Origin of the sequence: Streptomyces longhuiensis, from assembly GCF_020616555.1 — a bacterium.
Lineage (GTDB): Bacteria > Actinomycetota > Actinomycetes > Streptomycetales > Streptomycetaceae > Streptomyces > Streptomyces longhuiensis.
In genome coordinates this window covers 7293798-7308741 of record NZ_CP085173.1, presented here as the reverse complement: position 1 = coordinate 7308741, position 14944 = coordinate 7293798, and the positions used below count along the sequence as shown (strand labels likewise).

Below are 14944 nucleotides of genomic sequence, written 5' to 3'. Positions count from 1 at the left end.
TCAGCCACGTCTTCGAGGCTACGCCGCGTGCGCGGGGTGGCGTCGGCCGGTCAGTTGTGGTCGTGGTCGTCGTGGTCACGCGGGTTGGGGCCCTGCGCATGGTCGCCGTTCTTGCGCACGTGCGCGCGCAGGCGGGACGACACGTCGTCCGGGGGCAGGAACTTCGACCAGCGCTCGGGGAACTCGGACGGCATGTCGGGGTCGTCCGCGTCGTCGATGCCGCCGTGCGCCTCGCGGGCGGCGGAGCGGGCGACGTACTCCGCGGCCTGCTTGGTCCGCCACCGCTCGTTGGCGGCGCGGGCGACCGAAGTCGCGACGGACGGCCAGACCCGGTCGATCGCCGCGTTCACCGCGGCGCCGACGAGCACCGCGAACGCCGATACGCCGATCCACAGGAGCACCGCGACGGGCGCGGCCAGGGACCCGTAGATGGTGGGGCCCTCGATGGTGCTGGTGATGTAGAGGCGGAGCAGGAAGCTGCCCGGCACCCACATCGCGAGGGCCACGAGCGCACCGGGGACGTCCTCGATCCACGGCGAGCGCACCGGCACGGACACGTGGTAGAGCGTCGTCAGGAAGACCACGGACAGCAGGAGGACGACGGGCCAGTACAGGACCTGGACCACGGTCTCCGACCACGGGACCAGGGCGATCACCGCGTCCGGGCCCGCGATCATCAGCGGCAGCGCGACCGAGCCGACGATCAGCGCGACGAGGAACAGCAGGAAGGCGAGCAGCCGGGTCTTGACGATGCCGCGCACACCGTCGAGCCCGTACATGACCGTCACCGTGTCGACGAACGTGGACACCGCGCGCGAGCCCGACCACAGCGAGAACAGGAAGCCGATGGAGATGACGTCCGGACGGCCCTTCATCGCGTCGTCGAGGATGGGCCGGGCGATCTCCTTCACGCCCTCGTCGGTCAGGACGGTGCGCGACGCCTCCAGGATGTTGTCGCGCACGCCCGCGATCGTGTGGGCGCCGGTCCACGTGTCGACGTAGGCGAGCAGCCCGATCAGGGAGAGGAGCAGCGGGGGCACGGACAGGAGCGTGAAGAACGCCGCCTCGGCCGCGAGCCCCAGGATGCGGTACTCCATGCACGAGTTGACGGTGTCCTTGAGCAGCAGCCAGGCGGTCCTGCGCTTCGAGACGTTGCGATAAAGGGCGCGGGCCCGGTGGAGTCGGCCTCTGCGTGGCCGATCGGGTGTTTCTTTTGCCTGGTGCACGTCCTTACCGTATCTGTCATGGCAGCCACCACCCACGCAGTGACCAACCAGGCTCCGCCCCTGGTGGGATATGACGTTTTTGCCGCGGACAGGGTCCTCACCGAGGGGGTCGAACGGCATCTGGAGCCCTCGCTCACGGCCGAGGTCCGCGAGGAACTCGGCGGCCTCGGCCGCGCCGCCGGTTCCGCCCAGGCGCAGGAGTGGGGCGTGCTCGCGAACGAGAATCCGCCGACGCTGCACACCCACGACCGCTACGGCCACCGCGTCGACGAGGTCGCCTTCCATCCGGCCTGGCACCGGCTCATGGCCAAGGGCGTCTCGGCCGGACTCACGTCGGCCTGGTCGCGGCCCGGCGGCCATCTGCGGCGCGCGGCCGCGTTCCTGGTGTGGAGCCAGGTCGAGGCGGGCCACACCTGCCCCCTGTCGATGACGCACGCGGCGGTGCCCGCGCTGCGGGCCGACCCCGCGCTGGCCGCCGAGTGGGAGCCCCGGCTGACGTCGACGGTGTACGACGCGGGGCTGCGGCCCGCCGCCGCGAAGGCGGGCGTCGTGTTCGGGATGGGCATGACGGAGAAGCAGGGCGGCTCCGACGTCCGCGCGAACACGACGCGGGCGACGCCGCTCGCCGAGGACGGCACGTACGAACTGACCGGGCACAAGTGGTTCTGTTCGGCGCCCATGTCGGACGGGTTCCTCGTCCTGGCGCAGGCGCCCGAGGGACTCACGTGTTTCCTGCTGCCGCGCGTCCTGGAGGACGGCACGCGCAACCCGTTCGCGATCCAGCGGCTCAAGGACAAGCTGGGCAACCGCTCGAACGCGTCGGCCGAGGTCGAGTTCGACGGGACGTGGGCGCGCCGGGTCGGCGACGAGGGGCGCGGGGTGCGCACCATCATCGAGATGGTCGCCGCCACGCGCCTGGACTGTGTGCTCGGTTCGGCCGCCATCATGCGCCAGGCCGTCGCGCAGGCGATCCACCACTGCACCTACCGCGAGGCGTTCGGCGGCCGGCTCGTCGACAAGCCGCTGATGCGCAACGTGCTGGCCGACCTGGCGCTGGAGTCGGAGGCCGCGACGACGCTGGCGCTGCGGCTCGCGGCGGCCCAGGACGCCGTGCAGGACACCGGGTCGGAGCAGGAGCGGGCGTTCCTGCGGATCGCGGTGCCGGCCGCCAAGTACTGGGTGACGAAGCGGTGTACGCCCGTGGCGGCGGAGGCCCTGGAGTGCCTGGGCGGGAACGGTTACGTGGAGGAGTCCGGCATGCCGCGGCTGCTGCGCGAGTCGCCGCTCAACTCGATCTGGGAAGGGTCCGGCAATGTGCAGGCGCTCGACGTGCTGCGGGCGTTGCAGCGCGAGCCGCAGGCGCTCGACGCGTTCCTCCAGGAGGTCGGCAGGGCACGCGGCGCCGATCACCGCCTCGACGGGGCGATCAAGGACCTGCTGACCGAACTCGCCGACCTGGAAGGCATCGAGGCACGGGCGCGCCGGGTCGTGGAACGGATCGCTCTCGTGCTCCAGGGTTCGCTGCTGGTGCGTCACGCGCCGCCGGAGGTCGCGGACGCGTTCTGCGCCTCGCGGCTCGGCGGGGACTGGGGTGCGGCGTTCGGCACGCTGCCGCACAGCCTGGACCTGCGGTCGGTCGTCGAGCGGGCGCGCCCTGTGAGCTGAGCGCCCGGCCGGGCAAAGGTCAGGGGGTGACGACTGGGGTCACGGGCCTTGACCCTTGAGGTCACGGGGGTGATGCTGCGCCGACACGGCATCACCCCCGCCCTTCAGGCCCCTTGAGGAGCTCCCGCGCCGCCGGAGCGGCACCGTTTCAGCTTCGACCGACGTACGGCTGTTCGCCAGAGTTGCAGAGGGTTGCAACTGTCGCGCCCGCCTTTCCGCCCCCACAAGGGCCGGTGAAGCGGCACGATATGCACACGTCCCCACGCACTGGTCTGTTCCAGGAGGACCCGTGACGCAGAAGAACTCGACCGTCGATCTCGGCCGGCTGTCCACCATGGACTGCTCCCTGGCCGCGCGGCTCCTGAAGGGTGTCCGCGCCGCGACCCTGTCGGGGCAGCGGCCGCAGATCCTGCCGCGCCCGGTGATCGGCGAGTCCTGGAACCGCATGCTCCGCAGTGGGGTCGACCCGGACCGTGACGTGCGCTCGGGTCTGCTGAGCGTGGAGGAGGTGGAGGAGCGCCGCCAGTCCTCCGGGCTCCTGGAGGTCCTGCCGGTGCTGCGCGAGGCGCTGGTCACCGTCGCGGACGCGGCGCAGCACATCATGGTCGTGTCCGACGCCGAGGGGCGCGTCCTGTGGCGCGAGGGCAACGCGGCGGTGCTGCACAAGGCCGACCGGCTCGGCTTCGAACTGGGCGCGGACTGGGCCGAGGAGACCGTCGGGACGAACGGGGTGGGCACACCGCTCGTGACGCGGCGCCCGGTGCAGGTCTTCTCCGCCGAGCACTTCGTGGGGTCGCTGCACACCTGGACGTGCACGGGGGCACCGATCACGGACCCGCGCGACGGGCAGGTGATCGGCGTCGTCGATGTGAGCGGCCCCCTGGAGACGATGCACCCGGCGACGCTCTCGCTCGTCGGGACGGTCGCGCAGCTCGCGGAGGCGCGGCTGCGGGAGCGGCACGCGACGGCGCTCGACCGGTTGCGGGCCGTCGCGGCGCCGGTCCTCGCGCGGATCGGCGGCCGGGCGGTCGCGGTGGACGTCCAGGGCTGGACGGCGGCGGTGACCGGCATGCAGCCGGTGGACCGCATCGTGCTGCCCAAGTCGCTGTCCGAGCTTTCGGAGCTCTCGGACGGGCGGGCGTGGGTACCGACGCTGGGCATGTGCGCGGTGGCGCCGCTGCCGGGCGGCTGGCTGCTGCGGCCCGACGGCCCGGAGGGGGCGGCCGAACCGCTCGGCGGCACCCGCGTCGTCCTGGACGTGAGCAGGCCCCGGCGCTGGTCGGTGACGGTGACGGACGGCACGCGGTCCTGGACGCACGAGCTGAGCCCGCGCCACGCCGAACTCCTCTATCTGCTGGCCCTGCACCGCGGCGGGCGCAGCGCGTCGGGTCTCGCGGAGGACATGTTCGGCGACCCGACGCGCACGGTGACCGTGCGCGCCGAGATGTCGCGCGTGCGCCGCTATCTCGGCAGCCTGCTCGGGCACCGCCCGTACCGCTTCCACGAGGAGGCGGAGCTGGAGGTGGTGCTCCCGCAGAGCCCGGCGGACCTGCTGCCGCACTCGGTGGCGCCCGGCGTGCTGGGATCACGGTCGGCGCCGCCGCGCTGACCCCGCCCCACAACAGCGGTTCACCCAGGCGGAGTCGACCCCTCAGACCCGGGCGAGGATCACCGAGCGCGTGAGGTGGCGGGGCCGGTCCGGGTTGCGGCCGCCGGCCACCGCGAACGCCACCGCGAGGCGCTGTGTCCGTACCAGTTCGGCCAGCGGGTCGAGGCCGCCGGCCACCCACATGCCGCCGGTGGCGTGCACCTCGTCGGCGAGACCGGCGGGCGCCTCGCCGAGCATCCACGTGACCGTGCCGCGCGTCGAGACACTGATCGGGCCGTGCCGGTACTCCAGGGCCGGATGGGCGCTGGTCCAGGGGAGTTGGCTCTCGCGCATCTTGTGGGCCGCCTCGCCGGCGAGCCCCACGGTCCAGCCCCGGCCCAGGAACGTGAACTGTGTGCAGCCGACGAGCCACGGGGGCAGCGGCTCGGCGAGCGCGTCGTGCGCGTCGTCCACGACATCCTGCGAGTGCAGCCCGAAGTGGGTGCGCAGCAGGGTGAGGGCCGAGGTCGGGAAGCGGGTCTGCACGACGGACTTCTCGTCGGCGAAGCCGAGTGCGAGCACGTCGTCGGCGGCCGCGGCCACCGGGGTCGCGGCGTCCGTGGTGATCACGGTGGTCCTGACGTGTCCGCGCAGCCCGGCGAGGAGGCGGAGCACCTCGGTGGTGGCGCCCGAGCGGGTCAGGGCGACGACCCGGTCGTAGTGGCGTCCGGCCGGGAACTCCGAGGCCGCGTGGGCGTGGGTCTCGCCGTGGCCGGCGTCCTCGCGCAGCGCGGCGGCGGCCTGCGCCATGAAGAGCGAGGTGCCGCAGCCCACGACGGCGACCCGCTCGCCCGGCTCGGGGAGCAACGCTCCCTGACTCAGGGCCAGTTCGGCCGCCCGGTCCCAGCACTCGGGCTGGCTGTACAGCTCGTTCTCGATATGGCTCATGGCGCACCCTCACATCCCAGCGCATGCTTGGTTGTGCAAGTTATAGCGCGTTTTCGAGCATTTGAGATCAGCCAATCCCATCGAACCTCGCCGAGAGTCCATGTGCGCGCTCCAGAAGTCCATGCCCTTGCCCACCCGCCGCGGCCACTCTCTTGTCGAGCACGAGCACGAGGACAAGCGCATATCCGCAAGCACCTCCCTCCCCCACCGTTCAGGAGGAACCTGTGCGTCGCTTCAGATCGATCAGATCCGTCTGTGTGACCGCCGTCGTCGCGGTCGCCGCCACTCTGGGACTGTCCGCGCCGGCCCAGGCCGCGGGGCAGACGCCCGGCACCTACACCGACTACGGCTTCCCGTCCGGCACGACGGCCCTCACCGAGGCCACGTGGGGCACGACGGTCGAGGCGGACCCGGGCCGCGGAAACGTCTACTGGGCCCACCAGTTCGACTTCACCAACGGCGTCGGCGGCTACGTCGGCCAGCAGCGCTGGCGCACCGGCACCGGCATGTTCCTGTTCTCCCTGTGGGGCTCGACGGCGGCGAAGGCGGGCTCGGCCGGTACGTACTGCCAGACCTTCGACGAGTCGGGCACCGGGTACACCTGTCGCTACAACCAGGCGTTCACGGCGGGACACCACTACACGTACCGCGTCTCCCCCGACACGACCGACGGCTGGTACAAGGCGACGATCTCCGACGTCACGGCCGGCACGTCCTTCGTCCTGGGCAGCCTCCAGGTCGGCTCGGGCGCCCGGATCGGCGCGGGCGGCATGGTCGACTGGGTCGAGTACTTCGACTGGAACAGCAACTCGGCGACCTGCGAGGACGAGCCCTATTCACGGGCCCGCTTCGACCTCCCCAAGGGCACGTCGACGGGCGGCTCCGCCGTCACCGCCTCCGTCAGCGCGACGTCCACGAGCAGCACCTGCACCCAGTACGCCCAGGTCACCCAGGTCTCCGGCGGCAGCGTGCACGACGACGCGACCGGCAACTCCGCCTCGGGCGACATCACGGGCAACGGCGGCAAGTGCGTCGACATCACGGGTGGCAGCAGTACCGACGGCACCCCACTCGAACTGTGGACGTGCGGCGGCGGCAACCACCAGAACTGGGTCCTGTCGCACGACGGCACCGTGCGCGCGCTCTACAAGTGCATGACGGTGAGCGGGAGTTCGGTGCAGCTGTCCACGTGCAACGGCTCGGCCGCGCAGCAGTGGCAGCACTCCGGGGACACCCTCGTCAACCAGGGCAAGTGCCTGGACGCCCAGGGCGGCGCGAGCGCGGACGGTACGAAGCTGATCACCTACGCATGCTCGGGCGGTGCCAACCAGCGCTGGACGACGCCTGGTTGATGCGGACGTGAGACGTGACCGGGCGCCGCCACGACACGCGCCACAGGCGCCCGGTCACACGCAGATGACGTCGATGCCCTGTGCCGTGATGTCCTCGACGAGGGCCTCGGGGGCGTCCTTGTCCGTCACCAGGATCGACACCGCGTTCAGCGCGCACACCTGGGCGAACGCCCGGCGGCCCAGCTTCGAGGAGTCGGCCACCACGATGACCGTGCCCGCGCGTTCGGCGAGCGAGCGGTTCGCGCTGGCCTCCGACTCGTCGTGGGTGGCCGCGCCGAAGTGCGGGTGGACCGCGTCCACGCCGAGGATCGTGTAGTCGAGGGCGAGGCTCTGCAGCACGGACGTGACGAGCGGGCCGACGAGTTCGTACGAGCTCGGCCGGGCCACGCCGCCCGTGACGACGATCTTCACATGGGGGCGGATCGCCAGCTCGTTGGCGATGTTGATGGCGTTGGTGACGACGGTGAGCGCGACACCGCCGGACGTGCCGCCCGGGTCGGTGCGGACGGCCAGTTCCCTGGCCACCTCGGAGGTCGTGGTGCCGCCGTTGATGCCGACGACGGAGCCCGACGGGACGAGTTCGGCGACCGCCTTCGCGATGCGCTGCTTCTCGTCCGCCTTGCGGGCCGTCTTGTAGCGCAGCGGCAGGTCGTAGGCGACGGAGCTCACCACGGCCCCGCCGCGCGTGCGGGTCAGCAGGGACTGCCGGGCCAGTTCGTCCATGTCGCGCCGAATGGTGGCGGAGGAACAGCCCAGTCGCTCGGCCGCCTCCGTTACATCGAGATGACCCTCATTGCCGAGTATTTCCAGCAGTTGGGTCCATCGGGCATGTGCGCCCACTTGTTCCTCCTCGCAACGCGCGTAGCGTAACCCGCGCCGTTCTTCGCATCCAGACGTGATCGTCCGCGCACCTACACGTGACCGTCTGTGTGCGCACGCAGGCGTGGGCGGGTCCGCCCCCTCCGACGGGCCCGCCCACGCCTGCGCCGTGGCTGCTACTCCCCCGCTTCGCGCGGCAGTTGCCCGCCGTCGAAGTACGCGAGAAGCTCCGGCTCGAGCTCCGGGACGTCGTACGGCACGCCCCCCTCGCGCAGCGAGCGGGTGGCGAGCGCACCGGCGGCGACGCTCATCCGGGCCGCGACGGGCGACGTGTCGGTGACGCCGCCCTCGCGCACGAAGCGGCAGAACTCGCCGATGATGCGTTCGTCGGCACCGCCGTGCGAGCCCGTCGCCTCGGGCACGCGGTACACGATGTCGGCGTCCTTGCGGTAGCCGGTCGGCCCCGTGTTCCAGACCCGGACCTCGTCGCCGGGGCTGTCCCCGAAGTTCTCGAGGCGGCCCTCGGTGCCGATGACCGTGTAGTTGCGGAAGTAGTCGGGGCTGAAGTGGCACTGCTGGTAGGCGGCGATGACGCCGTTGTCCAGCTGCATGTTCATCACCGACACGTCCTCGACGTCCACGACGTGGTGCAGGTCGTGACGCGCCGTCGGCGGCCAGTCGAACTCCTTCAGCCAGCCGTCGGGGCGCGGAGTGTCCGGCTCGCGGCGCGGCAGGTCCCCGTAGACCATGAGGTCGCCCAGGGCGTTGACGCGCTTGGTGTAGCCGCCGGCCAGCCAGTGCACCACGTCGAGGTCGTGCGCGGCCTTCTGGAGAAGGAGGCCCGTGGTGCGGGTGCGGTCGGCGTGCCAGTCCTTGAAGTAGTAGTCGCCGCCGTACGAGACGAAGTGCCGTACCCACACGGTCTTCGGCTCGCCGATCTCGCCGCGCGCGATGATGTCGCGCATGAGGCGCACGACGCCCATGTGGCGCATGTTGTGGCCGACGTAGAGGCGGGTGCCGGTCTTGTACGCGGTGCGCAGGATGGTGTCGCACTGCTCGACCGAGATGCCGAGCGGCTTCTCGACGTAGGCCGGCTTGCCCGCTTCGAGCGCCTCGCAGGCGATGGCCTCATGGGTGTCGTCGGGGGTGGCGACGATGACGGCGTCGATCGAGGGGTCCTCGAGGAGCTTTCGGTAGTCGTCGACGGCGACCGCGCCCTCGTACAACTCCGGTACCTTCGCCCGGATCTGCGGGTCGAGGTCGGCCACCGCCGCCACGACCGATCCCCTGCCGGGGCGGTGCGCGGCGGTGGCCAGATTCCGTCGCAGTCCGAGCCCGATGACGGCGATGCGCAGGTCTTCCACGTGCGGGTGTCCTGTTCTGCGTGCGGGACGCATAGGGGTGCTGTGCGGTGCTTGCCGTGCCGGGCGCGCTACTTGCTGTCGGCGATGGCCTTCTCGAACTCGTCGCGTATCGCGTTGCCCGCCTCGCGCTGCCAGGTCGGCAGGATGTCCTTCTTGAAGGAGGACAGCGGGGTGCGGCCGGCGACGATGTCCTTGACGGCCTGGTACACGGTGTCCGTCGAGGAGGCGCCCTTGTTGGCGTTGGTGTCCGAGAAGAAGCCCGTGGTCGGGTTGATCTTCGCGAGCTTCATCAGCTCGACCTGGGCCCCGTGGATGCCGCGCGTGATGTCGGGCTTGCCCGGGAGGTACAGCGTCTCGGGCGCGTTGCCGAAGAAGTTGATGGCCTGGCGGGTGGTGATGACCTCGGCGTTGCCCTTCTTGTTGAGGAGCACGTCACCGTCCTTGGAGCGGGTGTGGTGCGTGCCCTCGATGCCGTTGTCGAGGAAGAGCCGCTCCTCGGTGCCGAAGGGGGCGCTGAGGTAGTTCATGACCTGGAGCAGCGTGTCGATACGGTCCTTGCTCACGGCCTTGTTGATGGCCGTGAAGCCGACCGAGCCGTAGCCGTAGCCCCAGCTGGGGGTCATCCCCTTCTCCGCGGCGAACGGGATGACGACCTTCTCCGGCCAGTCGTACTGGTTGCTGTCGCTGAGGAAACCGGGGAAGGACTGGACGTGCAGTCCGAGGAACCCGCCCTCCATCTTCTCCAGGGTCGTCGGCAGGTTCGGGTCCGGCCAGAACAGCTGCGCCTTCTGGCACTTGAGGGCGAACTCCAGGCCGGCGTGGAACTCGTCGGTCTCGAAGTAGTGGGTGAGCTTCCCGCCGTCCATGCGCCAGCCGTTGGGCGCGCCGTGCCAGTAGGCGAACTGCAGGATGTGGTTCACGTACGCCGGCTCCAGGACGTACTTCTTGCGCTTGACGTCGAGGAGTTCCTTCGCCTTGTCGAAGAAGTCCTGGGCGCTGTCGAACTGGACGCCGCCGACCGGCTTCCAGAAGTCCTCGTTCGCGACGTAGACCTGGCCCATGCGGCCGTACGGGACCGCCATGCCCCAGATCTTGCCGTTGAAGACGGCCGTCTTCCAGGCGAAACCGGGGATGTTGGCGAGGTTGGGGTACTTCTTGACCGCGTCGCCCGACAGGTACTCGGTGAGGTCGTGGAACTTCGCCTCGAGGAGGGCGGGGACGTTCTTGAGGCCCTGGTTCGGCGGGAACCACATGAGGTCGGGCATGTCGCCGCCGGCGATGGTGGCGTTGAACTTCGCGCGGTAGACGTCGTCGGCGCCGAGGCCGTTGACGATCGTCATCTTCAGGTCGGAACCCAGGCGCTTGTTGAGCTCCTGCCAGTACTGGTTGCGGTTCATCGCGGGGGCCGCGGTCGTGAAGGTCTCGGTCAGGGCCGTGACCGGCTTGCCGTCGCCCGGCTTCTTGGTGACGCTGCGGGTCAGGTTCTTGGGGTAGCGCAGGTACGCCGGGTCGAGGCCCGCCGCGTTGCCCGGCAGGTCGGGCGCGGGGACGTTCGCGGGGACGTACGTCGGCAGCTTCAGCTTGGCCGACGCCTTGGCGCCGCCACCACCCGAGGCCGCGCCGGAACCACAGGCCGTGAGGGAACCGGCACCGGCGACGGTGAGGCCGGCGACGGTCGCGGCACCGAGGAACCCGCGGCGGTTGAAGTCTCTGGACATGACTCTCCTAAGGGGCGAGGAGCGGTTGAGGGTGGTGGCTCAGGCCTTGATGGCGCCGGTGAGAACGCCCTTGACGAAGTACTTCTGGAGGAACGGGTAGACCGCGATGATCGGCAGGACCGCGAGGATGAGCACGGCCATCGACAGGGCCGTGCTGGCGGGCAGCACGCTCACGCCGAGCGCCTTCGCGTTGAAGGTGTCGCCCTGGAGGACATAGCTGCGCAGCACCACCTGGAGCGGCAGCTTGTCCGGGTCGTTGATGTAGAGCATCGCGTTGAAGAAGCTGTTCCAGTACGTCACCGCGTAGAACATGCCGACCACGGCGATGACGGCCTTCGACAGGGGAAGCACGATCCGGCACAGGATGGTGAGTTCACCGGCGCCGTCGAGGCGGGCCGCCTCGTGCAGCTCGTCGGGAATGCCCTGGAAGAACGCCCGGACCACGATGATGTTGAACGCGTTGAGCAGGATCGGCGCGATCATCGCCCCGTAGGTGTCGAGCAGTCCCAGCTCCTGCACCACCAGGTAGTTGGGGATGATGCCGGGCGTGAACAGGAACGTGCCGACGACGATCAGGAGCAGCGGCTTGCCCGCGAAGGTCCGCGGCCGGGACAGGCCGTAGGCGAGCGCGATCGTGCAGAGCAGGCTGAGCGCCGTGCCGATGACGGTGACTCCGACGCTCACTATGGCGGCGCGGGTGATGACGCCGCCGGACAGGACCACCCGGTACGCCTCGAGCGTGGGGTGCGTCGGGAACAGCACGTAGCCGCCGTTCGCGGCGAGTTCGGCCTTGGAGGAGAGGCTGGTGCCGATGGCGAGCAGGAACGGGTAGCCGACCGCCACGATCATCGCGACGATGACGATGAACTTCAGCGTCTGGGCCGCCGGGTTGGGCTGTTCCATCCAGGCGGGCCGCTCGGCGGAGCCGCGGCGCTTCCTGCTGCCGGTGCGGCCCTTTCGGAGCTCCTGGCTCTCCTGGCTCTCGGGCCGCAGGGTGGTGGATATGGGCGCGGTGCTCACTGGTAGACCCCCTGCTCGCCGAGGCGGTGCGCGAACTTGTTGGCGAGGACGATCATGACGAAGCCGATGACGCCCTTCATCAGGCCGGCGGCGGTGGACATGCCCCAGTCGCCGTCGACGACGCCGTGGAAGTAGACGTAGGTGTCGAGGACTTCGGAGGCGTCCCGGCCGACGTTGTCGCGCTGGAGGAGGATCTGCTCGAAGCCGACCGACAGGATGTCGCCGAGGCGCAGGATGAGCAGCATGATCATCACGGGCCTGATGCCGGGCAGCGTGATGTGCCACATGCGGCGCAGCCAGCCCGCTCCGTCCATCGCCGCCGACTCGTAGAGCGAGGTGTCGATGGAGGCCATCGCGGCGAGGAAGATGATCGCTCCCCAGCCGGCGTCCTTCCAGACGCTCTGGGAGGTGATCAGGTAGATGAACGTGTCGGGGTTGTTCATGATGTTGCCGACGTGCACGCCGTGGTCGTTCAGGTAGCTGGTGACCGTGCCCGCGCCGCCGAAGACCTGCTGGAACATGCCGACGACGACGACCCACGACAGGAAATGCGGCAGGTAGACGACCGTCTGCATGAGGCGGCGGGTCTTGTTGCTGATCAGCGAGTTGAGGAAGAGCGCGAGGGCGATCGGCGCGGGGAAGTAGAGGATCAGCTGGACGGCGCTGATCTTCAGCGTGTTCCAGACGGCCGTCCAGAACTCCGGCTGTTCCAGCAGGGCCTTGAAGTTGTCCCAGCCGACCAGCGGGCTGCCCTTGAAGCCGAGGTAGGGCTGGTAGTCCTGGAAGGCGATGCTGTTGCCCGCGAGCGGGAGGTAGAAGAACACCGCGAAGTAGAGGATGCCCGGCACACACAGCAGGAGCAGGGTGCGGTCCTGCCTCAGACGCTCGCGCAGGCTCCGCCGGTCGGCGGGCTTGCGCCCCTTCCTGCCCGGCGTCCCCTTCGTGCCGGACGCCTTCTTCCTGCCCGACGTTCCGGGTGCCTCGTGCGGTAGGTCGGGGGGGTTTTGCGATGTGGGCGTGGGCGATGCGGACGCAGCGGCCGACACATTCACCTCCTGCGTCGAGTGGCGAGCGAGGGTTGGTTTCACAGGGCCCTCGCGGGGGCTGCGGCCCGGCTCGCGAGGTACCGGAATCTTGCGTCAGCCTGCCGACGGATGACAAGACTTGATTGGTAACTATTTAGATCTTGCAGCTTCACGCATGAAACGCGCAGGCAACGAACACGGTCATCGCAGTCGCGCGCACCGCCCCCGACCTGGGCGAAGCTGCCCTTCTGTGTTCGGACCCACGACCGCTGGTGTTTGGACTTTGGTGGAAATTGCTCCCTAGAGCCCTGGACAGCCCACTGGACAGTGCGTGTTCGCACCGTCGCAGCAGGGAGAGACACGTCCAGATCCCCCGCCAGACGCCGCCTCTCGGGCGCCGTCGGTGTCACCCTCCCGCCGACCCTGGCGGGTGGTGCCGTCCCGGCCCTCGCCGACTCCGCGCGCACCTTCGCGGACGCGTCCTCCGCGGACACCTCTTCCACCGGAGCCGACGCGGCCGGGGACGACGTGGCGATCACGTCCGGCGCCCTTTCCGTGAGCGTCGCCGAGGACTTCCGGCGCGCCGTGCGCGGTCCAGGGCGTCGGCGCCATGTTCCGGATCGTGTTCTCGGCGGACGGCGCTCCGACCCGCCACCACCGCGATCTTTCGCCGCCGATCCGGACCGCTACGAGCGCTTCCACCACGAGCTGCTGGTGCGCGGCATCCACGTCAACGTGTGCGGCCTCGCCTGCCGGTTCGTCCCCGCCGCACTCGAGGAGGACGACATCCGGCGCACCTGCGAGGCCGTGAACGAGGCGTTCGCGGTGCTGTGGCGGACCTGCGCGCCCCCTCTTGCCCCACGCCGCCCGATGGCGCAAGATGTGCCGGCGCGCGCGATCATGCTCTAAGTCGCACGCTTTCAATCACCTTCGCGCACGATGTCGCGCAGTGCGGCCCGCCGCACTCCCTTCACGCATCCGCCTCTCACGCATCCACCTCCATCACAGGCAGGGTTTTCGATGACTGGACGCTTCACCCGTTCCCTCAAGCGGCGGTCCGTGCCGCTCCTCGCAGCGCTCGGCCTCGCCGCCGGAGCCGGCCTGGCCTCCGCCCCCGCGGCGAACGCGGACGACACCATCGGCACCACCCCGGGGACGTACACCTATTACTCGTTCCCGTCGGCGGCCGACGGGCTCAGCGAGGTCACCTGGTCCACGACGGTCGAGAAGGACCCCGGCTACAACGCGAACACCTTCTGGAGCCACCAGTTCGGCTTCAACGTCGGCAACGGCGCCTACATCGGGATGCAGCGCAACGGCGGCGACAAGCCGACGTTCCTGTTCTCGGTGTGGGACAGCTTCGAGCGCAAGCCCGGCTCGGAGGGCAGCTACTGCCTGCAGTTCGGTGGCGAGGGCGAGGGCTCCAGCTGTCGCATGAACCACGACTGGGAGGAGGGGCACACCTACACCTCCACGGTCGCCTACGAGGGCGACGGCTGGTTCGGCGCCACCATCCACGACAAGACCACGGGCGAGTCGTTCAAGCTCGGCAGCGTGCAGACGCCGGCCACCGCCATCAAGTCCACGGGCCTGATCGACTGGGTCGAGTACTTCGAGTGGAACGACCCGCGGGCCACCTGTTACGACCAGCCGTACTCGGACGCCCACTTCGGCCTGCCCACCGGCACCGCCGTCGGCGCCGGCGCGGCCGTCAGCTCGGTGACCAAGACGAAGAGCAACCCGCCGTGCGCCGCCGCCGTGGACGCGCGTCCCGACGGAAGCACCGACCAGCGTCTGGCGCTGGGCAATTCGAAGCGCGCCGAGATCTCCGCACCCGGCGACAAGTGCCTCGCCCCGAGCGGCGCCGCCGAGGACGGCGCCAAGCTCACGCTCGCCGCGTGCAAGGACAACGGCCCCGGCGCCTTCGAGCAGTCCTGGGTCCTCGCGGCCGACGGCACCGTCCGGCTGCCGTCGAACTACTGCCTGACCGCGAGCGACAAGAAGAGCGTGCGCATCACCGACTGCGCGGGCGACATCGCGATCGGCGGCAAGGTCACCGACCCGGCCAAGCTGTGGACGTACAACCTGGGCAAGAAGACCCTCGTGAACCAGGCGACCGGGCGCTACCTCGCCCGCGCCGGCTCCGGCGTGAAGCTCGCGCCGGCCGGACCGGACACGCAGGGCTGGCACGCGCCGGTGCCGGTCAGCGCCCCGTAGGG

The 14944-nt window shown here is 70.1% G+C and carries 12 protein-coding genes; 5 read left to right on the top strand and 7 right to left on the bottom strand.

Features of this window, described 5'->3' with window-relative positions:
* Window positions 1–50: 50 nt before the first annotated feature.
* A complete protein-coding gene (locus LGI35_RS33465; protein ID WP_227298018.1) occupies window positions 51–1226 on the bottom strand; it encodes a YihY/virulence factor BrkB family protein in 1176 nt (391 codons plus the stop codon).
* A gap of 18 nt (window positions 1227–1244) precedes the next feature.
* Between LGI35_RS33465 and LGI35_RS33460 the strand changes: the two genes are divergently transcribed.
* Both LGI35_RS33460 and LGI35_RS33455 read left to right on the top strand, forming a co-directional pair.
* Window positions 1245–2891, top strand: coding sequence for an acyl-CoA dehydrogenase family protein (locus LGI35_RS33460; protein ID WP_227298017.1), 1647 nt, complete (start codon window positions 1245–1247; stop codon window positions 2889–2891).
* A gap of 334 nt (window positions 2892–3225) precedes the next feature.
* The gene (locus tag LGI35_RS33455; protein WP_227300631.1) at window positions 3226–4500 is read left to right on the top strand and encodes a GAF domain-containing protein; all 1275 of its coding nucleotides are present in this window, start codon (window positions 3226–3228) and stop codon (window positions 4498–4500) included.
* Window positions 4501–4542: 42 nt separating this feature from the next.
* Here the strand turns inward: LGI35_RS33455 and LGI35_RS33450 are convergent, their stop codons facing one another.
* Window positions 4543–5427, bottom strand: a complete 885-nt coding sequence (locus LGI35_RS33450; protein WP_227298016.1) for an SIS domain-containing protein — start codon at window positions 5425–5427, stop codon at window positions 4543–4545.
* 224 nt (window positions 5428–5651) lie between these two features.
* On the opposite strand from LGI35_RS33450, the gene LGI35_RS33445 reads away from it, so the two are divergent.
* Window positions 5652–6779: a ricin-type beta-trefoil lectin domain protein gene (locus tag LGI35_RS33445; protein ID WP_227298015.1), complete on the top strand. Its 1128-nt coding sequence runs from the start codon at window positions 5652–5654 to the stop codon at window positions 6777–6779.
* 54 nt (window positions 6780–6833) lie between these two features.
* On the opposite strand, the gene LGI35_RS33440 is transcribed toward LGI35_RS33445, so the two are convergent.
* The 5 genes from LGI35_RS33440 to LGI35_RS33420 form a co-directional block, all read right to left on the bottom strand.
* A complete protein-coding gene (locus LGI35_RS33440; RefSeq protein ID WP_227298014.1) occupies window positions 6834–7619 on the bottom strand; it encodes a DeoR/GlpR family DNA-binding transcription regulator in 786 nt (261 codons plus the stop codon).
* Window positions 7620–7774: 155 nt separating this feature from the next.
* On the bottom strand, window positions 7775–8962 hold the full coding sequence (locus tag LGI35_RS33435) for a Gfo/Idh/MocA family protein (protein WP_227298013.1): 1188 nt from the start codon (window positions 8960–8962) through the stop codon (window positions 7775–7777).
* A gap of 68 nt (window positions 8963–9030) precedes the next feature.
* Complete coding sequence (locus LGI35_RS33430) at window positions 9031–10680, bottom strand: type 2 periplasmic-binding domain-containing protein (RefSeq protein WP_227298012.1); 1650 nt, start codon at window positions 10678–10680, stop codon at window positions 9031–9033.
* Window positions 10681–10719: 39 nt separating this feature from the next.
* Entirely contained in the window at window positions 10720–11583 is an 864-nt protein-coding gene (locus tag LGI35_RS33425) for a carbohydrate ABC transporter permease (RefSeq protein ID WP_227300630.1), read from the bottom strand.
* 113 nt (window positions 11584–11696) lie between these two features.
* The gene (locus LGI35_RS33420; protein WP_227298011.1) at window positions 11697–12746 is read right to left on the bottom strand and encodes an ABC transporter permease; all 1050 of its coding nucleotides are present in this window, start codon (window positions 12744–12746) and stop codon (window positions 11697–11699) included.
* A 306-nt stretch (window positions 12747–13052) separates the two neighbouring features.
* Between LGI35_RS33420 and LGI35_RS33415 the strand changes: the two genes are divergently transcribed.
* Together LGI35_RS33415 and LGI35_RS33410 are read left to right on the top strand one after the other, a co-directional pair.
* Window positions 13053–13634: a hypothetical protein gene (locus LGI35_RS33415; RefSeq protein ID WP_227298010.1), complete on the top strand. Its 582-nt coding sequence runs from the start codon at window positions 13053–13055 to the stop codon at window positions 13632–13634.
* Window positions 13635–13745: 111 nt separating this feature from the next.
* Complete coding sequence (locus LGI35_RS33410) at window positions 13746–14942, top strand: DUF3472 domain-containing protein (protein WP_227298009.1); 1197 nt, start codon at window positions 13746–13748, stop codon at window positions 14940–14942.
* The last annotated feature ends 2 nt before the right edge of the window (window positions 14943–14944 follow it).

Coding starts and splice junctions, on each gene's coding strand:
- LGI35_RS33410 (WP_227298009.1), top strand. CDS start 13,746: ATGACTGGACGCTTCACCCGTTCCCTCAAGCGGCGGTCCGTGCCGCTC.
- LGI35_RS33450 (WP_227298016.1), bottom strand. CDS start 5,427: ATGAGCCATATCGAGAACGAGCTGTACAGCCAGCCCGAGTGCTGGGAC.
- LGI35_RS33430 (WP_227298012.1), bottom strand. CDS start 10,680: ATGTCCAGAGACTTCAACCGCCGCGGGTTCCTCGGTGCCGCGACCGTC.
- LGI35_RS33425 (WP_227300630.1), bottom strand. CDS start 11,583: ATGGAACAGCCCAACCCGGCGGCCCAGACGCTGAAGTTCATCGTCATC.
- LGI35_RS33460 (WP_227298017.1), top strand. CDS start 1,245: ATGGCAGCCACCACCCACGCAGTGACCAACCAGGCTCCGCCCCTGGTG.
- LGI35_RS33455 (WP_227300631.1), top strand. CDS start 3,226: ATGGACTGCTCCCTGGCCGCGCGGCTCCTGAAGGGTGTCCGCGCCGCG.